The organism is Kitasatospora sp. NPDC056800 (assembly GCF_042789775.1).
In the GTDB taxonomy this organism is placed as follows: domain Bacteria; phylum Actinomycetota; class Actinomycetes; order Streptomycetales; family Streptomycetaceae; genus Kitasatospora.
Map to the genome: position 1 here is coordinate 1 of NZ_JBHUAL010000161.1, position 22,526 is coordinate 22,526.

Sequence of the window (22,526 nt, forward strand, 5' to 3'; positions counted from 1 at the left end):
ACCCGGTCCTCCTCGGCCGGCCCGCCCGCACCGGGCGGGCCGCCGCCGGAGGGCGGGCTGCCGCTCGCCGCACCGCCACCGTCACCGCCCGGCGGACCGGTCTCGCCCGGAGGGCCGAGCCGGACCACCAGTAACGGCGCCCCGCCACCCGCCCGCTCGCGTTCCCGCTCCGCACCGCCGAGCGCGGCGGGCTCCGCCGCCCCGGCCCGGAGCGCCGCCGCACGCAGCCGTACCGTCAGGTCCTTGCACTCCGAGACCGCGTCCACACCGTCGATGCACGTCCAGTAGAGGCTCTCGGTGTCCGCCCCGCAGGCCAGCACCACCAGCGTCTCGCCGACCTCCTGGAGCAGCCCGTCCAGCGCCCCCAGGGCCGGCGCCAAGTCCCCCAGGTCGGTGAGCCGCGCGGCCCGGCCGCCGCTCACCAGGGCGGCCCGGACGACGGAGCGGTCCAGGCAGACCGCCGCGTGCGCCCCGGCCTCGGACAGCTGCTGCCCCAGCCCGGTGAACTCCTCGTCCTCCGACTCCGCCAGCCTGGCGCCCACCGCCTCGGTGAGCAGCGCGGCCTGCCGCGCCTCGGCCAGCACGTCCGGTACGTGCCTGGCCTCGGCCAGGGCGTACCGGGCCGTCTTGATCAGTCGCAGCGCCTCCATGGCCACCGCTCCTCCCGCTCGCTGTCGCCGTCGACCCGGGCCGCCGGGAGGGGCGGTCCGCGTGGTGACGGCTGGTCACGGCGAAAGCGTGCGAGGAAGTGCGCGAGCGCGCATCCACGTTGTCAGAAGCTGTGGACAAGTCCGGGGTTGTGGATAACTTTCGTCCCTCACACGGGTTGGTCGTCCACGTCCGGGTTGACGGAGGTCGCCCTTTCGGGCGCGCGGGCCACACTCCCGGCGGCCTCACCCGCCCCTGGGTCGGCACCGCCCGCGTCCTGGCCGGCGGCGCCCGCGTCCGTCGGCACCGGGAAGCGGAGCTCGTTCCGCTCGATCTTGGCCGCCAGGGCCTCCAGCGGATCCACCCCGACCGCCGTGCAGAACTGCAGCAGGTACGCCAGCACGTCCGCGACCTCGTCGTGCACCCGGTGCGCGCGCTCCGGGTCGGACATCACCGCGGCCGCCTGCTCGGGCGTCAGCCACTGGAAGATCTCCAGCAGCTCCCCCGCCTCCACGCTCAGCGCCGCCGCCAGGTTCTTCGGGGTGTGGAAGGGCTCCCACCGCCGGGCCGACGCGAAGTCCACCAACCGCTGCCGCAGGACATCCACCGTGGGCTCTGCCGGCCCCGTCACTCGTTCGCTCACCCCTCCAGGTCTACCGCATCCCGGCCCTCCGCCCCACCGCCCACCGAGGACACCCCACCGCTCCTCGCGAATCCGGCCACCCCCGCCGACTCCTCCGACCCGCCCCCGCCCGCTTCCGCCCCCAGGCCGACCGCCTCCCCGGCCGCCTCCCCGACCGCTTCCCCGTCCACCGCACCAGCCGCGCCCCCGGCCGCCTCCCCGCGCCCGCCCTGGACCGGCACCCGCGCCGTCTCCGGCCGCAGCACCGTGAACCCCGAGTCCGGGTCCCGCCGGCACTCGACCAGCACCACCCCGCCCCCGGCCCCGCCGCCCAGCACCTCCCGCGCCGCCGCCGGCTCCTGCAGGGCCGCGACCACCCGCAGCTGGCTGCGCTCCGCCATCTCCCGCGCCAGCCGCAGCAGCGTGCCGGTCTGCTCGGCGGAGAGTCCCGCCCCCAGGTCCTCGGCCAGCACGGTGAGCTGCCGGTGCGCCCAGGGCACCTCGGCGGCCACGTCGAGGTCGAGCACCCCGGCCCCGGTCAGCAGCACCGCGGCGAAGGCGAGGTGGCGCAGCATGCCGTCGGAGGCCTGGTCGGCCCCGGTGCGTCCGAGGACGCCCTCGTCGAAGACGGCGAGGACCCGCTTCACGCCCGCGCTCTCGCGCTCGGCCAGGGTGAGCCCGAGCAGCGGGTGCGGCGCGGCGGCCTGCACGGCGCGCAGCAGCTGCCCGTACCGGCGCGGGCACTCGTTGCTCAGCCGGGCGACGACGGCGGAGATGTTGGCGGCGTTGCTGCGCAGCCGGGCCTGCGGGTCGGCCCGGGCCCAGCCTCGCATCAGCGCGGGGACGGGGTGCAGCGGGAAGACCTCGCGCAGCGCGGTGAGCAGGTCCTCGGTGGCGGCGAGGACGAGGCACTCCCCGGCCGAGGAGCCCGCGACCCGCAGCGGCAGCTGTGCGGTGATCATCGTGCCGCTGGGGAACGGTGCCCGGATGTCGCCCTGGCGGGTGTCGTTGTGCCAGCAGACGTTGACCCGCCGGTTGCGGACGTCCTGCTCGCCGGTGTCCATCAGGGTCCGGCCGTCGAGGGTGAGCGATTCCCGGGCGATCCGGACCGGGCCGTCGGTGCGGACCACCACGTCGAGCCGGATCAGGCCGTGCGGCGAGCGGACGGTGCAGCCGAGGTTGATCGCGTGCCGCCCATGCGGGACGCACCCGTCGAGGCCGCCGCGGACGGGTGCGGCGAGCGGGCCGGTGCGCTCGGGCAGTCCGTCCAGCGAGTCGGCGATCTCCTCGCCGAGGGCGAGCCGGGACAGCACGGCCAACGCGTCGAGGGCGTTGGACTTGCCGACGCCGGCGGGCCCGTGCAGCACGGTGAGGGGCGCGAGCGGCAGCACCGCGCGCCGGTAGGACTTGAACGAGGTGAGTCGGAGCTCCTCGACGGTGGGTCGCGGCACGGGCGGCCGGTCGGGCCCCGGGGCGCCCGGTCGGAGGTGGGACGGCCCTGCGGGCACGGTGGCGTCGCGGTTCACCTGTCGGACGTTAGCCGCAGGCCGACCGGCAGAAACGTGCCTGCGCGGCAGATTCATCCCAACGTGGGGCTCAGCGCCGGTACGCGGCCACCGTCACCGAGGCCGTCACCTCGACCGGCTCCGGCAGTTCCGCGAGCGCGGCGGCGAGCCGTTCCGGGTCGGTGTGCCAGGCGCTCGGCCCCATGCCGACGACGGTGCGCACGTCCTGCGGGCCGAGCCGCAGGGTGAACTCGACCTCGCGCCGCCCGGCGGGCTCCAGGTACGGCCCGAGCTTCTCGTCGATCCGCCGCTGCTTCTCCTCGTCCACCGACAACAGCCCCAGAGCGCCGACGAGTTCACGCAGGTGGCGGGCGGTCGGCGAGACCAGCAGCAGGGTGCCGCCGGGGCGCAGCACCCGGCGGATCTCCGGCCCGTTGCGCGGCGCGAAGACGTTGAGCATCAGCTCGGCCGAGGCGTCCCGCAGCGGCAGCGGGCGCCAGGCGTCGCACACCACGGCGCCGATCCGGGGGTGCGCCTTGGCGGCCCGGCGCAGCGCGAACTTGGAGATGTCCAGGGCCGCGCCGACCGTACCGGGCAGGGCGTCCAGGACGTGCGCCAGGTAGTGGCCGGTGCCGGCGCCGAGGTCGGCGACCAGGCCGTCGGACGCACCGGCGACGGCGGCGGCCTCCGCCAGCGCCTCGGCGATCGGCCGGTAGTGCCCGGCGGCGAGGAAGTCCGCGCGGGCCGCGACCATCTCGGCGGTGTCCCCGGTGCCGGTGTGGGCGTCGCCGGCGAGGAGGCTGACGTAGCCCTGCTTGGCGAGGTCGAAGCTGTGCCCGGCCGGGCAGCGCAGGCTGCGGTCGTGCCGGGTGAGGGCCTGCGCGCAGTGCGGGCAGGCCAGGTAGCGCTCGATGTCCTGGAGCAAGGTTCCGTCTTCTCTCGCCGTACGCCCCGGCCGGTCGGGGCGCCAGCCAGCCTAACGACCCCGGCGCGCCGGACGCCCCAGGCCGGCCCTACTCCGCGCCCCTCCCGGGCCCCGGCCCGAGCCCCGCGAGCGCCCGCCCCCGCTCCGCCCCGACCCGCAGCGCCAGCGCCGCGAGCGCCTCCGGCGCGCCGGCCCGGCCCCGGACCCCCGGGAAGGCGTTGACGTCCACGATGACCGGCTCGGCGGGCCCGTCGAGCAGGTCGACCCCGTACACGTCGAGCCCGAACACCTCGCCCACACGCAGCGCGAGCGCCGCCCGCCCGGCGGACGGCTCCCAGTCCTCCGCCCGCCCCGACTTCCCCGTGCCGGTGGCGAGTTCGGACTGCCGCCGGGCCGCGAACACCTGTCCGTCGACGACCCACAGCTTCTGGTCCCAGCCGGTCCCCGGGACGAACGGCTGGGTGACGACCGGCTCCTCGGGCCAGCGCTCGGCGAGTTCGCGCAGCCGGGCCGTCCCGTCCACCCGGGCGACCAGGTCGTGCCGCCTGCTGTGCCGGCTCTTGACCACGAACGGGTAGGCCGGGTCGGCGAGTTCACCCAGCAGGCCGACCGCGTCGGTGGCCGCGAAGGGCAGCCCGGCGGCGCGGGCGAGCTCGGCCATCCGCACCCGGTCCTGGCACCGCCCGGTGGCCGCCGCCGAGTTGACCACCGACGCGCCCCGCCGCTCCAACTCCCCCGCCAGCGCCAGCGCCTGCGGCGTGCGGGCCTTGAGCAGGTAGACGTCCGCGAGCCCGGTCACGGGCCCCGCGGGCGGGACGGCCGAGACCTCGTGCCCCCGGCGCACCAGCAGTTCGGCGGCGGCCGCCAGCACCGGGTGCCCCGGGTCGCCGGTGATCATCCCGACCTTCACAGCAACTCCCCCTCACCGAAGCCCCGTTGGCCGTACGGGTCGCCGCCCGCGGGCACCAGTTCGACGGGCCCGGCGGGCAGCGACACGGCCGTGCCGCTGCGCGCGAGCCGCAGCACCGCGCGGGCGACCCGGGCCACCGCGTCCGGCACCTGCCGGAAGCTCGGGAAGTCGTTGACGTCCACCACCACCGGTCCGTCCGGCCCCAGCAGCACGTCCACCCCGTACAGGTCCAGCCCGAACACCTCGCCGACCTGCGCCACGATCCGCGCGACGCTCCCCGGCAGCGGCACCTGCCGCTCGCGCACGCCCTGCCCGGGGTGCAGCGGGGAGGAACGTTCCGTCGCGAAGAGCTCGCCGTCGACGCAGTACACCTTGAGGTCGGTCCCGGAGTTGGGCACGTACGGCTGCGCGATCAGCAGCCCCTCCCCCGCCAGCTCCGGACCCACCTCCAGCAGTTGCTCGGGGCTGCGCACCAGCCGCACGGCGCGCCCGGAGCTGCCGTCGGCGGGCTTGACCACCAGCGGGTACTCGGCGGCCGGGATCTCCGCCAGCCGCTCCCAGCGCGCGGCCGCGTACGTCACCGGGACGGGCAGGCCGCGGGTGCGGCCGATGACCGCGGCGAGCGCCTTGTCCCGGACCCCGCGGATCGAGCGCACGTCGTTCACCGTGGTGAGGCCGACGGCGGCGGCCGACTCCAGCAGGGTCAGCCCGGGGCCGCCGGACACGGTCTTGAGCACCCAGGCGTCGTGGCTGCCGGCCCGGACCTCCTCGGAGATCGCCAGCAGCGAGTCCCCGGGGCGCAGCACGTCCACCCGGTGCCCCCACGCGGTGAGTTGGCGTGCCACGTCGAGCGGCATGCCGTCGTGCCGGTAGTGTTCCTCCACCAGAAAGCAGAGCCTCATCGGCCTGTCTTCCCCCTTGCCTCGCCTCGTGCAGACGTCCGCCGTCCCCCTCGGCAGAGCTGTAAAGGCTTCAGCATGCACGCCGCGGCCGCACAAGATCGCTGCGGGCGGGTAAGCGTTCGGCAACAATCGGCCCCCGGAACGGCGACGCGCGGGCGGCGCCGAGCCCGGAGGAGCCGCGGCCCGCCCCGACAAACCGGTGGCGCCCCTCCCCCGCCCCTGCTTGGATGCACGCCGTGACCCCTGATGATCATGCCCACGACCGCCCCCTGCTCGACGAGATCGAGCGCTACTACGACGCCGTGCCCCGCAGCGCCGCCCGCGCCGAGGACTTCGGGCCGCTGACCCTGTTCCTCCGCGACGGGGCCGGCTGGCCCTACTACGCCCGCCCGACCCTCGGCCACACCGGCCCCGCCGCCACCGCCGAGGACGTCCGCCGGGTGCTGGAGCGCCAGCGGGAGGCGGGCGCGCCGGAGGCCTTCGAGTGGGTGGCCGAGCAGAACCCGGAGCTGCGCGCGGCGGTCGAGGCGGCGGGCCTGACGGTGCACGAGCACCCGCTGCTGGTGCTGGGCCCGCAGGACGAAGCGGCCCCGGCGCCCGAGCTGCCGGAGCGGGTGGAGGTCCGGGTGCTGGCGCCGGACGCCCCGGAGCTGGCGGCCGCCGTCGCCGTCCCGCACCTGGCCTTCGCCGAGCCGGGCACCGCCGTCGGCCCGGCCGGCGCGGCCGAACTCGCCGAACGCGCGGCGACGTTGGCGGCCGACGGCACGGCGGAGCGGATCGCCCGGCGGATCGCCACCGGCACCACCGTGCTGGCCGCGGCCGTCGAGGACGGCACGGTCCTGTGCGCGGGCCAGCACAACCCGGTGGGCCCGGTCACCGAGGTGGCCGGGGTGGGCACGCTCCCGTCCGCGCGCCGTCGCGGGCTGGGCCTGGCGGTCACCGCGGCTCTGGTCGAGCACGCCCGGGCGAACGGGGTGCGGACGGTGTTCCTGTCCGCCGCCGACGAGGACGTCGCCCGGATCTACCGCCGGGCCGGCTTCCGCACCTTCGCGACGGCCCTGATCGCGGAGCCCGCCGCCCAGCAGGAGCCTGCCGCCCAGTAGGAGCCCCCGCCCGGCAGGCGCCTGCCACGCGGCAGGAAACCTCCGCCCGGCAGGAGCCCCCCGCGTAACAGGCCGCCCACCGGCCCCGGCCCGAAAGGCCCCGGCAGGAACGGGGACGGCGCCGGTCAGTCGTCGTCCCCGTCCTCGTCGTCCGCCCCGCTGACCTCCTCCCCCTCCGCCTCGTCCACCACCCAGGCCGCGAGCCGCTCGGCGACGCCCGACACCCCGAGCCGCCCCTCGCGGATGGCCCGGGAGAGGCTGCGCACCTCGCGGGCGGTGGTGGCGACGGTGCAGCCGCTGGCGACGAGGTAGGCGTAGGCGACGGCGGTCGCGAAGAGTTCGTTGGTCTTCTCCAGTGCCGGCACCCGGATCAGCTGGTGCATCAGCGCGGCGGCGCGGTCCTGTGGTTCGGGGTAGACCGAGATGTCGAATATCTCGGCCTGGTGGCGGGTGACCGCCGCGAGCAGCGAGCCGTAGTCGGTGACCTGCGGATCACCGGGCGTGTACTGCTCGGCGGTCATGAGCAGCCACGAGAGGTCGACCTCCAGCTTCAACGGCGCACGTCCTGGAGGTCGCCGGGCTCCCCGAACTCGGCGAGGAAGGCCGACTCGTACTCCTTCATGAACTGCGCGGCCGCGTCCACGAAGGCCCGCCCTGACTCGCCCATGTCCTGTTGGACCAGGCGCTCGATGTACTGGTTCATGGAGATCCCCTGCTGCTCCGCCCGTTCCCGGGCCATCTCGGCGGTCGTGGCGTCGACCCGCACGTTCAGCTGCTTCTTACCCATGCCGTTCAAGCTAGCGCTCAAGTGCTAGCACAACAAGGGCGTGCGCACACCGCCCGCACACCTGCCGCACGCCCCCGCGCAACCCGGCCGTCACCGTGGCGCCGGACGGCAGCCACCGGAACGCCGGACGGGCCGCCGGCGAGGCGCCGGAACGCCGGACGGCCGGGCCCGCGGCTGGCTGCCACGGACCCGGCCCGCGCCGGAAGGAGGCGGATCAGAACTGGGTGCTGACGGTCACCCCGCTGAAGTCGCTCTTCGCGTAGAGGCTCACGTAGCGGTAGCCCGCCGTCGGGTTGGTCACCGTGATGCTCTGGGTGGTGCCCGCGTTGGTGGAGGCGGCGGTGTAGGCACTCGGCGAGGCCCAGGTGCTGTCGCTGTAGTACAGGTACGCGGTGCCGGTGCCCCCGGAGGTGGTGATCTTCAGGGTGCTGGTGCCGGCCGGCAGGTAGACGTACAGGTAGTCCAGGTTGCCGGCGGTGGCCGACAGGTTGGCGCGCGAGCAGTTCTTGCCGAGCGCGTCGGTGCGCGGGTCGGTGCAGGCCGGCGGGGTGGTCGGGCCACCGCCGCCGCCCGTGGTCACGGCGACGGAGGCCGGGGTGCTGGCGGTCCTGCCGGTGTCGTCGGTGACGGTCAGCGCGACGGTGTAGGTGCCGGCGGCCGCGTAGGTGTGGGTCGGGTTCTGCTGGTCGGAGGAGCTGCCGTCGCCGAAGGTCCAGTGCCAGGCGGTGAGCCGGCCGGCGCCGGTCTGGACGGACTTGTCGGTCAGCGTGACGGTCGCGCCGGAGACCGACTGGCCGAACAGCGCGGTCGGGCCGGCCGCCAGGCAGGCGCCGCCGGCGCAGGTGTCGAGCCAGGCGTCGAAGTCGGCGTCGTAGCGGGTGCCGATGCCGTTGTAGACCGCGTAGCCGCCCTGGTAGTCGCCGGTGCGGAAGTGGGCGAGCATGGCGTCGATGTCCGCCGGGTGCTTCTCGAACATGTACCGGACGGCCAGGTAGCCCCACGGGTAGGTGCGCACGGTGTCCGAGTTGCCGTACGTGTTCTGGAAGAGGGTGCTCAGCTTGTAGGTGTGCTTGGCGGCCTCGGCCATCGCCTGGGTGTCGGTGGTGCCGCGGTAGGCGTAGGACTCGTACTCGGCGACGCCCTCGATCCACCAGATGTCCGGGACGGAGATCTCGGTGGAGAAGTTGCCCTTGAGGTCGTAGATGTTGTCCAGGTAGTGGGTGTACTCGTGGTTGAGGTTCCACACGTTGGCGGTGAAGCCGTCGTTCCAGGACTTCTGGTACATCACGCACACGGCCCGGTTGTTCGGGTCGGTCGGGTCCATGACGGTCTGTCCGCCGTTGTCGGTGGAGTTGTTGAAGATCGCCCAGGAGTAGGTCAGGTAGTCCGCCTGGTTGGCGAAGACCGCGAGGGTGAGCTCCTTGTCGTACTGACCGGGGATCGGACCGTTGTCCTTCACCAGCTTGTGGAAGAAGGTGTCCTCACCGCGCAGGCTGGCGCAGACCGCGGCCAGGTCGGCGGGCGACAGGACCTCGGTCTGGATGGTGCGGTTGTCGCACACCAGCTGGTTCGGCAGCACCGCGGCGGTCAGCTTCGCCGGCAGGTCGCAGATGCCGTAGTACGAGCACTGGCCGGGGTCGAAGCTGTTGGCCTGGTAGGCGGTGTGGACGTACAGCGGGCCGGTGGCGCCGGTGATCTGCGCGCCGTCGAGGACCGCCTTGACCTTGCCCTTGACCGCGGCCTCGACCACCGGGCCGTCGCCGGCCATCCGGCCGAGGTCGTTGCCCGCGTTGACGTCCAGGTAGGCGTTGGCCGTGCCGAGCAGGTCCTTGTGGTTCAGCGCGAAGTCGCCGAGGGTGGCGCCGATGCTCGGGTCGGCGCCGACCGCGCTGACGAAGTCGGGGTTCCAGTTGCCCCGCCACAGCGGCGCGGAGAGCACCGCGTTGACCGCCTTGAGCATCTTCGGGAAGGCGTTGTACGAGTTGTCGTACGCCGTCAGCACCTGCTTGTAGACGCCCAGGTAGCTGCCCTGGAGGTTGGCGCTGTCGGTGAGCACCAGCACCTCGTTGAGCACGGTGCCGTTGGCGTCGCTGACGTCGGTGCGGTGCGGGGCGGCGAAGAACGCGTCGAGGGCGGCCTTGGAGCCGCTGGTCAGGGCCGCGCCGTACGGGCCCACCGCGTCCGCGTTGTTCGACTGCACGAACCAGCCGGCCCGCTGGAAGAGCACGAGCTGCAGGATGGCGGTCGAGTTGTCGCCGGTGTAGCCGGCCGCCATGGTCCGGAAGGCGTCGGCGACGGTGAGCATCTTCGATTCCTTGAAGATGCTGCCCGCGTCGGTGCCGGTGACGTTGAACAGCGTGTTGACGCAGTCCGTGGTCGAGCCCTCGATGAAGGAGACCAGGTCGGCGCCGCTGCGGCTGCCGAAGTCGGCCGGGGTGCAGCTCTGCGCGGCGGCCGCTCCGGCGGCGCCGCGGGCGGCGAGGGCCGGCTTGGCCGGGGGCGCCTTCGGCTCGGCCGGGCGCGGCGCGGTCTGCACGACGGTGTCGGCCGGCTGGCCCATCACGACCTGGCCGAGCAGCGCCGGGGGCAGCGGCTTGGCGACGGGGGCGAGGTCCTCGGCGGCACGGGCCTGGGCGGCCGGGTCGACGGTGAGGAAGGCGCCGAGCGGCTTCGGCTGGACGGAGCCCGGGTCGGCCGTCGGAGCACCGGCCGCGGGCCGGGCGGGAGCGGCGGAAGCACCGGAGGCGGCCGAGGCGACGGAGGCGGCTGACGCCGTGGCCGGCAGCAGCGTGGCGGCGGCGCAGCAGCCGGCCACGAGGCCGGCCAGCAGGGTGGGGAGGGGTATCCGTGGGCGCACTGGTGGGGTCCTTCTCCTGTGGGGGAGGCGCTGGGAGGACTGCCGAGACGTTGGGGGAACGCGTCATGATCCTGCCAGCGACGGAAGGTCAGAACAATGTCACAGGTCATATGACATCTTCCGGCCCGGCCATAACACGGACCCCCACCCACTGCCACTACGACCGGTACGTCCGCGCGGCCCACGCCTGGAAGCTCGGCGCGGCCGCGATCAGGTCCCGGTACGCCGCGGCCGCCGCCCCGAACAGCGTCTCCACCACCTCCCCGCCCACCCCGGCCGGCCGCCAGACCAGCAGCTGCCGGACCCAGATCGGCGTCCCCGCCAGCGGCTTGACCACCACGTCCGCGAGCGGCCGGGTGGTGGCCTGGACGACGGAGATGCCGAGCCCGGCGGCGATCATCTCCTGGAGCTCCAGCCGGCCGCCGAGGAACTCGTGGACGGTCGCCGGGGCGAACCCCGCCGCGGCGCAGGCCCCGTGGAAGACGCCGTGCCAGCCGGCCCCGTCGTCGGGGGTCAGGAACCACTCCTCCTCCGCGAGGTCCGCCAGGGCCACCTCGGTGCGGTGCCGCAGCCGGTGGCCGGCCGGCAGCGCGACGAAGACCGGCTCGGTGACGATGCCGCGGTGCGCGACGGACGGCGAGTGGCACAGCTCCCGGCCCGGGTAGTCCACGGCCACCGCGACGTCCGCCTCGCCCCGCTCCAGCAGCTCGACGATGTCCGAGGAGCGGTAGACCGACGTCACGGTGAAGCGCTGCCCGGGCCGCTGGTGCCGGGCCCTGGTGACCAGCCCGGGCAGGATCGGGGCGTTGGTGGCCGCCAGCCGCAGCTCGCGCGGGGCGGGCCCGGCCGAAGCCTCCGCACGGCGGCCCAGGCAGTCGGCGCGGGTGAGCAGTTCCCGGGCGGCGGCCAGCACCTCCACCCCGAAGCCGGTCGGCGCGACACCGGCGGCGGTGCGTTCGAACAGCGGGGCGCCCAGGTGGCGTTCGATCCGGCGCAGCTGGGTGCTGGTCGCCGGCTGCGAGGCGCCGAGCAGGGCGGCGGCCCGGCCGACGCTCCCGGTGTCGGCGATGGCGCACACCACGCGCAGGTGCCGCAGCTCCAACTCCATGACGCTCCCCCTCACGCATCGGCCGGCCCCGGCCGACGGCGCGGGGCGGCTGCCGCCAAGGGCGGTGCAACAGCACACATCACATGTCAGCTGCTCACCTTCGCCCCGGCGATTTGCCTCGTCAAGCCCCCTCCCGGGACCCGACGGCACTCCGCGCACCATCTTTTACCCGCGCATTGCCGACGCCTGACCTTCCGCCCTGCTCCGGTCGCGCCCACACCTGCCCTCCGCCCCGCTCCGGACCCCGCCCGCACCTGCCCTCCGCCCCGGTCCGGCCCCCGCCCACCACCGCCGTGCCGCCACCAGGCGGAGCGGGACTTGAAGACCGACCCACCGTCCGGGACGCTGAAAACCCCCCTGCGTTCCCCCGAGCGGGCACCGACCGGTGCGGAGGCCGACCGATGACAGCCATGTTCGATCAGGAGCTGCGCGAGCAGCTCGCCCAGGCCCGCCGGGACCTCGCGGCGGCCCGGGCCGAAGGGGACGCCGACGGCGTCCAGGCGTACGAGGGCCGGGTCGCCTCGCTCCTGCGGCTCGCCGCCCAGCACGGCATCGACCTCCCGCACAGCGTCGACGAGGAGGAGCACAACGAGTAGCCGGCCCCCGGACGCGGCGGAGGCGGCCACCCCGAACGGGTGACCGCCTCCTGCCGTGCCTACCCGGCGCCCTGGATCACTCCCCGGCCGGCTCCAGGATCGCCACGCACTCGAAGTGGTGCGTCATCGGGAACAGGTCGAAGGCCCGCAGCGACACCGGCCGGTAGCCGCCCTCGCGGAAGAACTTCAGGTCCCGGGCGAGCGCCGCCGGGTCGCAGGCCACGTACGCGATCCGGCGCGCCTCCAGGCCGACCAAGTGGGCGACGGTCTCGCGGCCGGCGCCCGAGCGCGGCGGGTCCAGCACGATCAGGTCGGTGGCGGTGATGCCGGTGCGCGGCAACAGCGTCTCGACCCGGTCGCACTCGATCCGCACGTTGTCCAGCGCGGCCAGGTTGTGCCGGGCGTCGACCACGGCCTGCTTGGCGGACTCGATGCCGAGCACCGCGCCGTCCTCGCCGACCCGGTCGGCCAGCGCGCCCGCGAACAGGCCGACTCCGCAGTACAGGTCGAGCGCGCTCTCGCCCCACTGCGGGTCCAGCCCGTCCAGCACCGCGTCGACCAGGGTGTCCGGCGCCTCCGGGTGGATCTGCCAGAAGCCGCCGTCGCTGATCCGCCAGGTCCGCCCGGCGGCCCGCTCGCGGACGAAGCCGCGCCCGTGCACCTTGTGCACGTCGCCCTGCTCGTCCACCCGGGCGATCGACACCGGCTTGTCCAGCTCGACCAGCGGCAGCTGGGCACCGTCGCGCGGGGTGAGCACCACCTGGCGGTCGGAGGAGCCGGTCGCGGCGATCACCTCGACGCTCGCCACGCCCGGCCAGTCCCTGGTCTCGACGCCCAGCTCGGTGACGCCCTCGGCGGCGATCAGGCAGCGGTCCACCGGCTGCACCTCGTGCGAGCGGTACTTGCGCAGACCGACCTTCCCGGTCTCGGCGTCCACCGTGTACTGCACCCGGGTGCGCCAGGCCGGCACCTGCCCGGCCGGCAGCTTGCCGCCGACCGGCTCGACGCTGCCGTCCCAGCCGGCCTCGGCCGGGGTGAGCCCGGCCAGCTTGGCCAGCTGCTCGGTCAGCACCGCCGCCTTGAGCTTGCGCTGCCCGCCGGGGGTGACGTGCTGCCAGTCGCAGCCGCCGCACTTGCCCGGACCGGCGAACGGGCACGGCGCCTCGATCCGGTCCTTGGAGGGCTCCAGCACCTCCACCGCGTCGGCCCGCAGGAACCGCGAGGTGGTGGTCCCGTCGGTCACCAGCGCGACGACCCTCTCACCGGGCAGCGCGTGCCGCACGAACAGCACCCGGCCCTCGTGCCGGGCCACGCAGTGCCCGCCGCCGTGCGCGACCGGGCCGACCTCGACCTCGTAGCGCTGCCCGACCAGCGGCTCCCCGGACGGCGCCTCGGGCCGCGAGGGCCGCGCGGCGGCGGTGCGCAGCGCCTTGGGCGGCCGCACCGCCTGCTTGCGCGGCGCCTTCCGGTCGCCCCCGGCGGCGCCCTTCGGCGCACCCTGACCGGCGCCCTGACCGGCGCCCTGGCCGGCGTCCTGGCCGGCGTCCTTGCCCGCACCCTTGGGCGCGTCCTTGCCGGATCCCTTGACGGAGCCCTTGGCCGCGGCACCCTTCGCCGCGGAGCCCTTGGCCGCAGCGCCCTTGCCCGCGGCACCCTTCGCCGCGGAGCCCTTCCCGGCCACCGGCTCGGCGGGCCCCCGGTCCTCCCGCTCGCCCGGGACGAACGGCGCGGTGCTCGCGGTGAGGCCGTCGCGGTCGGTGGCCTCCGGACGGGACGGCCGGCCCCAACGCGGCCGGGAGACCTGACCGGGCTTGGAGCCGCCCCGGCGGGCGCCCTTGCCGGAGGCGCCGGAGGAGCCCGAGGAACGGGGCGGAGTGTTGCGGGTCACTGGGAGGAGTCCTTGCTGCGGTCGGGGCTGTCACCGGCGTTCGTACCGGTGGAGACGGAATCCTTCGACTTTACGGCCTTCGGCGCCCGAGGCTCGCCACGCCGGACGGCGCCCGGCGCCGACCAGGCCTTCTGCGGCTTGCGCCGCTCGGAGGACTCCAGCTGCCACGGTACCGAGGTGACCATCACACCGGGCTTGAACAGCAGCCGCCCCTTGAGCCGCAGCGCGCTCTGGTTGTGCAGCAGGTGCTCGTACCAGTGGCCGACCACGTACTCCGGGATGTAGACCGAGACCACGTCCCGCGGGCTGCTGCGCCGCAGGTTCTTCACGTAGTCCAGGACCGGCCCGGTGATCTCGCGGTACGGCGAGTCCAGCACCTTGAGCGGCACCTCGATGCCGCGCTCGTCCCACTCCCGCCGCAGCGCCGCGGTGTCCGCCGGGTCGACGTTGACCGTGACCGCCTCCAGCGTGTGGGCCCGGGCCAGCCGGGCGTACGCCAGGGCGCGCAGCGCCGGCTTGTGCAGCTTGGAGACCAGCACGATGGCGTGCACCCGGGTGGGCAGCACCACGTCGTCCGGCTCCTCGGCGGCGATGAGCTCGTCGGAGACCCGGTCGTAGTGGCGCCGGATGCCCTTCATCATCACGAACAGCACGGCCATCGCGGCGATCGCGATCCAGGCGTGGCCGATCTTGGTGACCAGTACGACGATCAGCACGGCCATGGTCATCACCAGGCCGAAGGCGTTGATCGCCCGGCTGCGCTGCATGTGGCGGCGCTTGGCCGGGTCGGTCTCGGTGCGCAGCAGCCGGGTCCAGTGCCGGATCATGCCGGACTGGCTCATGTTGAAGGCGACGAAGACGCCGACGATGTAGAGCTGGATCAGCCGGGTCGGGTCGGCGTCGAAGGCGAGGATCAGCAGGATCGCGGCGATCGCCAGCAGGATGATGCCGTTGGAGAAGGCCAGCCGGTCGCCGCGGGTGTGCAGCTGGCGCGGCAGGTAACGGTCCTGGGCGAGGATCGAGCCGAGCACCGGGAAGCCGTTGAAGGCGGTGTTGGCGGCGAGCACCAGGATCAGGCCGGTGACGCCGGCGACGAAGTAGAAGCCGGGCGTGAAGTTGTTGAACACGGCCTCGCTGATCTGCGCCAGCGCGGTCTTCTGGTGGTAGCCGGGCGAGGAGCCGACGAGCTGCTCGGCCGGGTTCTCGGCCATCTGGACACCGGTCAGCCGGGCCAGCCAGATGATGCCCATGAACATCACGACGGCGATGCTCGCCATCATCAGCAGCGTGGTGGCGGCGTTCTTGCTCTTCGGCTTGCGGAAGGCCGGCACGCCGTTGGAGATCGCCTCCACACCGGTCAGCGCGGCACAGCCGGAGGAGAAGGACTTCAGCAGCAGGAACACCATCGCGAAGCCGGTCAGCGAGTCGTTGCCGGGGGTGGCGGCGAGGTGGAACCCGGAGCTCTCCGCGGGCATGTCCTGGCCGAGCGCGAAGTGCCGGAAGACGCCGTAGCCGACCATCCCGATCACGCCGACCATGAAGGCGTAGGTGGGAACGGCGAAGGCGCTTCCGGACTCGCGCACACCGCGCAGGTTCATGCCCATCAGCAGGACGACCACGACCACCGACAGGACCGCCTCGTGACCGCGCAGCGAGGGCACCGCGGAGACGACGTTGGCGACGCCCGAGGTGGTCGACACGGCCACGGTGAGCACGTAGTCGACCATCAGCGCGCTGGCGACCACCAGACCGGCGGCCGGCCCGTGGTTGACGGTCGCGACCTCGTAGTCGCCGCCGCCGCTGGGGTAGGCGTGGACGTTCTGCCGGTACGAGGCGACCACGGCGAGCATCACGATCGCCACGACGACGCCGATCTGCCAGGAGAAGTGGATCGCCGAGGCGCCCGCGATGGAGAGGGTGAGCAGGATCTCCTCGGGGGCGTACGCGACCGAGGAGAGCGCGTCCGAGGCGAACACGGGCAGCGCGAGCCGCTTGGGCAGAAGCGTCTCGCCCAGCTTGTCGCTGCGTAGGGCGCGCCCGATCAGGATGCGTTTCGGAAGGTCAGTCGGCATAGGCACGTTAAGGAATCGTAGGGGCTCCCCGGTCAAGGCTCCGCCGTTTGTCCCCCCCTTCGTCGCGACTGCGTTCGGTGGACCGGCTAGCGTGTCGGATACGAGTCGGCGGGCAACACTCTGGTTGTCGAGCGTTGCCGGGTCGGCGCCCCCACGAGGAACCTCGTCCCGGACGACCGGGCGGGAAACGGAGCTGAACGGTGTTTGCGCAGGTCAAGACCCCTTCGGGACGGGTGAGGTAAGCGCCGGTGCACATCGTCATCATGGGCTGCGGCCGCGTGGGCTCCGCCCTCGCCAGAGCCCTGGAGAAACAGGGCCACTCGGTGGCCGTGGTCGACCAGGACCCGACCGCGTTCCGTCGGCTGGGCGCCGGCTTCAACGGGCGCCGGGTGACCGGCGTCGGCTTCGACCAGGACACCCTGCGCGAGGCGGGCATCGAGGAGGCCGGCGCCTTCGCCGCGGTCTCCAGCGGTGACAACTCCAACATCATCGCCGCGCGCGTGGCCCGGGAGAACTTCGGCGTCGAGAACGTCGCCGCCCGGATCTACGACCCCCGCCGCGCCGAGGTGTACCAGCGCCTGGGCATCCCCACCGTGGCGACGGTCCGCTGGACCGCCGACCAGATGCTGCGCCGGCTGCTGCCGAGCGGCGCCGAGCCGCTGTGGCAGGACCCGAGCGGTGGCGTCCAGCTCGCCGAGGTCGCGTACGACCCGCGCTGGATCGGCCACCGGATCGGCGAGCTGGAGGAGGCCTCCGGCACCCGGGTGGCGTTCGTCACCCGGCTCGGCGAGGGGGTGCTCCCCTCGCCGCAGATGGTGGTGCAGGAGGGCGACCTGGTGCACGTGATGCTGCGCCGGGCCGACCTGACGGCCGTCGAGGCCGCGTTCGCGCAGGGGCCGAAGGAGGAGGGTCACTGATGCGGGTCGCCATTGCCGGGGCCGGAGCCGTGGGCCGCTCGATCGCGGGCGAGCTGCTGGAGAACGGCCACGAGGTCCTGCTGATAGACAAGAACCCGAACTCCATCTCGGTGGAGCGGGTCCCGATGGCGGAGTGGCTGCTGGCCGACGCCTGCGAGATCACCTCGCTGGACGAGGCCGCGCTCCAGCGCTGCCACGTGGTGATCGCCGCGACCGGTGACGACAAGGTCAACCTGGTCGTCTCGCTGCTCGCCAAGACCGAGTACGCGGTGCCGCGGGTGGTCGCCCGGGTGAACAACCCCAAGAACGAGTGGCTCTTCAACGAGTCCTGGGGCGTGGACGTCGCCGTCTCCACCCCGCGGCTGATGTCCGCGCTGGTCGAGGAGGCGGTCAGCGTCGGCGACCTGGTCCGCCTGATGCGCTTCAGCCAGGGCAACGCCAACCTGGTCGAGCTGACCCTGGCCTCCGACACCGAGCTGGTCGGCACCCGGGTCGGCGACGTGGCCTGGCCGCAGGACACCGCGCTGGTGACCATCATCCGCGAGGGCCGGGTGCTGGTGCCGGGCAAGGACGACACCCTGGAGGGCGGCGACGAACTGCTCTTCGTCGCCGCGCAGGAGCGCGAGGAGGAGCTGGAAGAGCTCCTCTCGGCCATCTCGGGCGCCCAGTAGCCCCGGAGCGCGCGACACGGGAGAAGGGCCCGCACCCCTCGGGGTACGGGCCCTTCTCCGTCGTTCGGGACGGGCGGGAGGCGGCTACTTCGCCGGCTCCTCCTCCTCGTCCAGCTGCGCCTTGATCGGCGGCGGCGCCTTCAGCAGGATCTGCCAGGTCACGTACATCGCCAGCAGCAGCGGCGGGATGCCGAGGGCGACCTTCAGCCAGCCCAGCAGGTTGACGTTGTGGGTGAAGTACAGCGGGAAGAGGATCACCGGCTTGGCGCCCATGATCAGCACCCAGGCCCAGGTCGCCTTGGTGTAGGCGGCCAGCCGGCCCGGGTTCTCCTTGCGCCAGGTGAACATCTCGCCGGTGATCGGGCCGAGCATCACCCCGATCATCGGCCAGCGCGCCAGGGCGGAGGTCGCCAGGGCGACGCAGTAGCCGACGTTCCAGAGCAGGCCGGGCAGGTAGAAGTCCTCGGCCTTGCCGCTCTTCATCGAGATCCAGGCGCCGAGCGCGACCCCGAACACCCCGCTGAAGGCGTGCTGGATGGTCTGCCGCTTCGCCAGCCGGGCCACCACGAACAGGGCGCTCAGGCCCAGCGCGGCCCAGGCCGACGTGCTGACCTGGTGGGTCAGGTTGTAGGTGACGATGAAGACCAGGCCGGGCAGCGTCATGTCGATCATGCCGCGCACGCCGCCGAAGGCCTGGAGCACGGTGTCGGCCGCCTCCTTGGAGGCGGCCCTGCGGGCGGCCTCCGCGTCCGCGGGATCGACCGCCAGGTCGAGCTGGGCGGCGGCCTCGCCGCCGGGCTGGTTGCTCACGCTCATTCGCTCCCGTGTCCGACCGGACGCAGCTCATAGCGGGGGTTGAACAGCACGCGGCGCCCGCGTGCGTGACTGATCCGGCCGCTGGCGACCAGCCGGCGGCCGGGCTCTATCCCGGCGATCGAGCGGCGGCCGAGCCAGACCACGTCCAGCGCCTCGGTACCGTCGAAGAGTTCGGCCTCCAGGGCGGGCACCCCCGCCCTCGGGCGGAGCGTCACCGTGCGCAGCGTGCCCGCGACGGTGACCAGCTCGCGGTCCCCGCAACCGGCGATCGGCGTGCAGCCGGACTCCGCGGCGATCTCCTGACGCAGCTCCTCGGCGTCCAGTTCCTCGGCCGAGGAGGTCAGCCGGCTGAGCATGCGGCGGAACCGCCCCTGCGGCGGGCCGCTGCTGTTGTCACCACTCATGTCGGAAGGGTACCGGGTTCCGGCCCCCCGGCGGCAGGCCGCGCGACCGCCGGGGGCGGTCGCGGTCAGCTCTCGAAGCGGTACCCCATGCCCGGTTCGGTGATGAAGTGGCGCGGGTGCGAGGGGTCGCGCTCCAGCTTGCGGCGCAGCTGGGCGAGGTAGACCCGCAGGTAGTTGGTCTCGGTGCGGTAGGCCGGGCCCCAGACCTCCTGGAGCAGCTGGGTCTGGCTGACCAGCCGCCCGGCGTTGCGGACCAGTACCTCCAGCAGGTGCCACTCGGTCGGCGTGAGGCGTACGTCGGCGCCGTCCCGGTTGACCTTCTTGGCCGCGAGGTCGACGGTGAAGGACTCGGTGACGACCAGCGAGTCGGCCTCCCCGGCCACCGGCTCGGCCCGCCGCACGGCGGCCCGCATCCGGGCGAGCAGCTCGTCCATGCCGAACGGCTTGGTGACGTAGTCGTCGGCGCCCGCGTCCAGCGCCTCGACCTTCTCGTCCGAGGCGTGCCGGGCCGACAGCACGATGATCGGCACCCGGGTCCAGCCGCGCAGGCCGCGGATCACCTCGACCCCGTCCATGTCGGGCAGGCCCAGGTCGAGGACGACCACGTCCGGATGGCGGGCCGCGGCCAGCTCCAGGGCGCTCGCGCCGTCATGGGCCGCGTCCACCTCGTACTTGCGGGCCTTGAGGTTGATCACCAGCGCGCGGACGATCTGCGGTTCGTCGTCCACGACGAGGACCCGGGTCATTTACGGGCTCCGCCTTTCAGGGCTGTCTGACTTACGGACTGGGGACTGCTCTACGACGTTCGGTGCGACGTGCGACGTGCTGTGCGGCGTACGGCCTGGGAGGCGCGCCGGCCCCCGGAGGAGCGACGGCCGGCCGGTGCACCGCCGGTTCTCAGGTGATCAGGTCCGGGAGCGGGCCGCCACCCTCGCCGCCCCGCTCCCCCGGTTCGGGCGGCCGTTCGACCACGGGCAGGCTGACGACCATGGTGAGTCCGCCGCCCGGGGTGTCCTCGGCGGTGACGGTACCGTCCATCGCCTCGACGAAGCCGCGCGCCACCGCGAGTCCGAGGCCCACCCCGGCGCCGCGCGGCGCGTCCCCGTACCGCTGGAACGGCGCGAAGATCCGCTCCTTGGCGTCCTCGGGCACCCCCGGGCCGCGGTCCACGATCCGCAGCTCGACCCGGGCCGGCCGCCCCGGCTGCCGCAGCTCGTCGGCCTTGACCAGCACCCTGACCCCGTCCGGGCTGTACTTGACGGCGTTCTCCACCAGGTTGGCCAGCGAGCGCTCCAGCAGCCCGCCGTCGGCCCGGACCATCGGCAGCGTCTCCGGGACCTCCAGCCGGACGGACTCCAGCGGCACCCCGCCGAGCGCGAACGGCACCACCTCGTCCAGGTCGGTCTCCTGGATCAGCGGGGTGACGGTCCCGGTCTGCAGGCGGCTCATGTCGAGCAGGTTGTTGATCAGGTGGTCCAGCCGGTCGGCCCCGGCCTCGATGCCGGCCAGCAGCTCGGCCTCGTCCTCCGGGGCCCAGTCGACGTCGGCCGAGCGCAGCGAGCTCACCGAGGCCTTGATGCCCGCCAACGGGGTGCGCAGGTCGTGCGAGACGGCGGCCAGCAGAGCCGTCCGGATCCGGTTGCCCTCGGCCTCCCGGCGGGCCTCGGCGGCCTCCCGGGCCAGCCGGCGGCGCTCCAGCACCACGGCGGCCTGGGCGGCGAACGCCCCGAGCAGGCGCCGGTCCGCCCCGGGCAGCACCCGGCCGCGCAGCACCAGCGCCAGGCTGTCGCCGACCGGGACGTCCACGTCGGCCTCCTCCGGCCGCTCCGGCGGGCGCGGGCCGGCGGTCGCCACCGGCGCCCAGGCGGAGAGCGGGTCCGGCCGTTCCAGCAGCGCGGCGCTCTCCTGCCCGAAGGTCTCCCGGACCTGCTCCATCAGCGCGGTCAGCACCCCGTCGCCGTTGGGCGCGCCGCGCAGCACCGTGCCGGCCAGCGCGCTGAGCGTCTGCGCCTCGGTCTGGCTGCGGGCGGCCTGCTGGGTGCGCCGGGCCGCGAGGTCCACCACCGACGCCACCGATATGCCGACGATGGTGAATATCGCCACCGCCATGATGTTCTGCGGCTCGTTGATGGTGAAGGTGTGCAGCGGCGGGGTGAAGTAGTAGTTCAGGACCGAGGAGGCGACCAGCGCCGAGCCGATCGCCGGCAGCAGCCCGCCCACCAGCGCCGCGCACACCGTCAGCGACAGGAACAGCAGCATGTCGGTGGAGAGCCCCAGCCCGCCGATCGCGGTCAGCACGATCGCCAGCAGCGGCGGCCCGACCAGTCCGATCAGCCAGCCGCCGACCGTCCGGGTACGGCCCAGGTCGGTGATCCGGCGGACCGGTATCTTGCCGCGCCGCCCGTGCCCGGCGTGCTCGTGGGTGACCATGTGGACGTCGATGTCCCCGGCCTCCCGGGTCACGATGGTGCCGACGCCCGGCCCGTACAGGTACTGCCAGCCGGGCCGCCGGCTGGTGCCCAGCACGATCTGGGTGGCGTTCACGCCCCGGGCGAAGTCCAGCAGCCCGCCGGCCGGGTCGTCGCCGAGGACGGCGTGGAAGGAACCGCCGAGGCTCTCCACCAGCGCGCGCTGCTCGATCAGCGTCTGCGGCGAGCCTGAGCCCACCAGCCCGTCCGAGCGGGAGATGTGCACGGCGAGCAGCTCGCCGCCGGAGACCCTGGCGGCGATCCGGGCCGCCCGGCGGATCAGCGTCGCCCCCTCGGGCCCGCCGGTCAGGCCCACCACGATCCGCTCCCGGGCCTGCCAGGTGCCCTCGATGCCCTGCTCGGCCCGGTACTTCTGGAGGTACTCGTCCACCCGGTCCGCGGTCCACAGCAGCGCCAGCTCGCGCAGCGCGGTCAGGTTGCCCGGGCGGAAGTAGTTGGCGAGGGCGGCGTCGATCTTCTCCGGCGCGTACACGTTGCCGTGCGCCAGCCGGCGCCGCAGCGCCTGCGGGGACATGTCCACCAGCTCGATCTGGTCCGCCCGCCGGACCACCTCGTCCGGGACGGCCTCGCGCTGGCGCACCCCGGTGATGCCCTCGACGGCGTCGCCCAGCGACTCCAGGTGCTGCACGTTGACGGTGGAGATCACGTCGATCCCGGCCGCCAGCAGCTCCTCGACGTCCTGCCAGCGCTTCTCCTTGCGGCAGCCGGGGACGTTGGTGTGGGCCAGCTCGTCCACCAGGGCCACCTGCGGGCGGCGCGCCAGGACGGCGTCCAGGTCCATCTCGGAGAACCGGGCACCGCGGTGCACCACCTGCTGCCGCAGCACGACCTCCAGCCCCGCGACCATGTCCGCGGTCCGCCGGCGGCCGTGGTCCTCCACGAACGCGACCACCACGTCCGTGCCCCGCTCCTGCCGCCGGTGCGCCTCGGCGAGCATGGCGTACGTCTTGCCGACCCCGGGGGCCGCCCCGAGGTAGATGCGCAGCCTGCCTCGTCCCATGAGCACCATTCTTGATCCGACCCGGCCCGGAGAACACCCCCGGACACCTGTTCCCCCTGCCTTCGAGACTACGGCGTGCGACGCGATTTTCCGCTGATCAGTGCGCTGATCAGGCGGTTTTAGCGGCATATTGACGGTGGACCAGCCACTCGGCGGGGGTCGTTCGGGAGGGGTCCGGAGGGGTCGGGGTGCGGTGGTGTCCGACATCGGCCCGGAAATGCGAAGAACCCCCATCCGGGACCCGGATGGGGGTTCTTCTGAAGAATTGTTCGGCGGCGTCCTACTCTCCCACAGGGTCCCCCCTGC

The 22,526-nt window shown here is 73.8% G+C and carries 19 protein-coding genes and 1 pseudogene; 4 read left to right on the forward strand and 16 right to left on the reverse strand.

Annotation, left to right across the window (positions count from 1 at the left end):
* The 6 genes and pseudogenes from ACFRQN_RS29060 to ACFRQN_RS29085 form a co-directional block, all read right to left on the reverse strand.
* A partial coding sequence (locus tag ACFRQN_RS29060; RefSeq protein ID WP_380743161.1) for a DUF6099 family protein occupies positions 1–650 on the reverse strand: 650 nt, incomplete at its 3' end.
* A 299-nt stretch (positions 651–949) separates the two neighbouring features.
* A pseudogene (locus ACFRQN_RS29065) lies at positions 950–1,255 on the reverse strand (nucleotide pyrophosphohydrolase); the annotation flags it as partial.
* 32 nt (positions 1,256–1,287) lie between these two features.
* Positions 1,288–2,721 carry an AAA family ATPase gene (locus ACFRQN_RS29070; RefSeq protein WP_380743163.1) on the reverse strand — a complete coding sequence of 478 codons (1,434 nt, stop codon included), beginning with the start codon at positions 2,719–2,721 and terminating at the stop codon, positions 1,288–1,290.
* 145 nt (positions 2,722–2,866) lie between these two features.
* Entirely contained in the window at positions 2,867–3,700 is an 834-nt protein-coding gene (locus ACFRQN_RS29075) for a putative RNA methyltransferase (RefSeq protein ID WP_380743164.1), read from the reverse strand.
* Between the two features lie 88 nt (positions 3,701–3,788).
* A complete protein-coding gene (locus ACFRQN_RS29080) occupies positions 3,789–4,610 on the reverse strand; it encodes a RimK family alpha-L-glutamate ligase (RefSeq protein ID WP_380743166.1) in 822 nt (273 codons plus the stop codon).
* Positions 4,607–5,512 carry a RimK family alpha-L-glutamate ligase gene (locus ACFRQN_RS29085; protein ID WP_380743167.1) on the reverse strand — a complete coding sequence of 302 codons (906 nt, stop codon included), beginning with the start codon at positions 5,510–5,512 and terminating at the stop codon, positions 4,607–4,609. Before ACFRQN_RS29085 ends, ACFRQN_RS29080 begins: the two co-directional genes overlap by 4 nt.
* Positions 5,513–5,739: 227 nt before the next feature.
* Between ACFRQN_RS29085 and ACFRQN_RS29090 the strand changes: the two genes are divergently transcribed.
* On the forward strand, positions 5,740–6,615 hold the full coding sequence (locus ACFRQN_RS29090) for a GNAT family N-acetyltransferase (protein WP_380743169.1): 876 nt from the start codon (positions 5,740–5,742) through the stop codon (positions 6,613–6,615).
* Between the two features lie 125 nt (positions 6,616–6,740).
* Here the strand turns inward: ACFRQN_RS29090 and ACFRQN_RS29095 are convergent, their stop codons facing one another.
* The 4 genes from ACFRQN_RS29095 to ACFRQN_RS29110 form a co-directional block, all read right to left on the reverse strand.
* Positions 6,741–7,169, reverse strand: a complete 429-nt coding sequence (locus ACFRQN_RS29095) for a fic family toxin-antitoxin system, toxin component (RefSeq protein WP_380743171.1) — start codon at positions 7,167–7,169, stop codon at positions 6,741–6,743.
* Positions 7,166–7,402 (reverse strand): toxin-antitoxin system HicB family antitoxin, encoded by a 237-nt coding sequence (locus tag ACFRQN_RS29100; protein ID WP_049659744.1) that lies wholly within the window; start codon positions 7,400–7,402, stop codon positions 7,166–7,168. Before ACFRQN_RS29100 ends, ACFRQN_RS29095 begins: the two co-directional genes overlap by 4 nt.
* Before the next feature lie 214 nt (positions 7,403–7,616).
* The gene (locus tag ACFRQN_RS29105; protein WP_380743173.1) at positions 7,617–10,259 is read right to left on the reverse strand and encodes a collagenase; all 2,643 of its coding nucleotides are present in this window, start codon (positions 10,257–10,259) and stop codon (positions 7,617–7,619) included.
* Between the two features lie 157 nt (positions 10,260–10,416).
* Positions 10,417–11,367 (reverse strand): LysR family transcriptional regulator, encoded by a 951-nt coding sequence (locus ACFRQN_RS29110; RefSeq protein ID WP_074000661.1) that lies wholly within the window; start codon positions 11,365–11,367, stop codon positions 10,417–10,419.
* A 401-nt stretch (positions 11,368–11,768) separates the two neighbouring features.
* Between ACFRQN_RS29110 and ACFRQN_RS29115 the strand changes: the two genes are divergently transcribed.
* Positions 11,769–11,963, forward strand: a complete 195-nt coding sequence (locus tag ACFRQN_RS29115) for a hypothetical protein (RefSeq protein ID WP_143204452.1) — start codon at positions 11,769–11,771, stop codon at positions 11,961–11,963.
* A gap of 76 nt (positions 11,964–12,039) precedes the next feature.
* On the opposite strand, the gene ACFRQN_RS29120 is transcribed toward ACFRQN_RS29115, so the two are convergent.
* Together ACFRQN_RS29120 and ACFRQN_RS29125 are read right to left on the reverse strand one after the other, a co-directional pair.
* Positions 12,040–13,389, reverse strand: a complete 1,350-nt coding sequence (locus ACFRQN_RS29120; protein ID WP_049659998.1) for a class I SAM-dependent RNA methyltransferase — start codon at positions 13,387–13,389, stop codon at positions 12,040–12,042.
* 458 nt (positions 13,390–13,847) lie between these two features.
* The gene (locus ACFRQN_RS29125) at positions 13,848–15,923 is read right to left on the reverse strand and encodes an APC family permease (protein ID WP_049657522.1); all 2,076 of its coding nucleotides are present in this window, start codon (positions 15,921–15,923) and stop codon (positions 13,848–13,850) included.
* 248 nt (positions 15,924–16,171) lie between these two features.
* On the opposite strand from ACFRQN_RS29125, the gene ACFRQN_RS29130 reads away from it, so the two are divergent.
* Positions 16,172–16,840 carry a TrkA family potassium uptake protein gene (locus ACFRQN_RS29130; RefSeq protein ID WP_049657525.1) on the forward strand — a complete coding sequence of 223 codons (669 nt, stop codon included), beginning with the start codon at positions 16,172–16,174 and terminating at the stop codon, positions 16,838–16,840.
* Positions 16,840–17,511: a TrkA family potassium uptake protein gene (locus tag ACFRQN_RS29135; protein ID WP_049657526.1), complete on the forward strand. Its 672-nt coding sequence runs from the start codon at positions 16,840–16,842 to the stop codon at positions 17,509–17,511. The genes ACFRQN_RS29130 and ACFRQN_RS29135 overlap by 1 nt, the downstream gene beginning before the upstream one ends.
* Positions 17,512–17,595: 84 nt before the next feature.
* Here the strand turns inward: ACFRQN_RS29135 and ACFRQN_RS29140 are convergent, their stop codons facing one another.
* The 4 genes from ACFRQN_RS29140 to ACFRQN_RS29155 all read right to left on the reverse strand — a co-directional run bounded on the left by ACFRQN_RS29140 (position 17,596) and on the right by ACFRQN_RS29155 (position 22,220).
* Positions 17,596–18,321, reverse strand: coding sequence for a DUF3159 domain-containing protein (locus ACFRQN_RS29140; RefSeq protein WP_234348601.1), 726 nt, complete (start codon positions 18,319–18,321; stop codon positions 17,596–17,598).
* Positions 18,322–18,323: 2 nt separating this feature from the next.
* A complete protein-coding gene (locus ACFRQN_RS29145; RefSeq protein WP_049657528.1) occupies positions 18,324–18,731 on the reverse strand; it encodes an OB-fold nucleic acid binding domain-containing protein in 408 nt (135 codons plus the stop codon).
* A gap of 65 nt (positions 18,732–18,796) precedes the next feature.
* Complete coding sequence (locus ACFRQN_RS29150; RefSeq protein ID WP_049657530.1) at positions 18,797–19,477, reverse strand: response regulator; 681 nt, start codon at positions 19,475–19,477, stop codon at positions 18,797–18,799.
* Between the two features lie 151 nt (positions 19,478–19,628).
* The gene (locus ACFRQN_RS29155) at positions 19,629–22,220 is read right to left on the reverse strand and encodes an ATP-binding protein (protein WP_380743175.1); all 2,592 of its coding nucleotides are present in this window, start codon (positions 22,218–22,220) and stop codon (positions 19,629–19,631) included.
* Positions 22,221–22,526 lie beyond the last annotated feature (306 nt).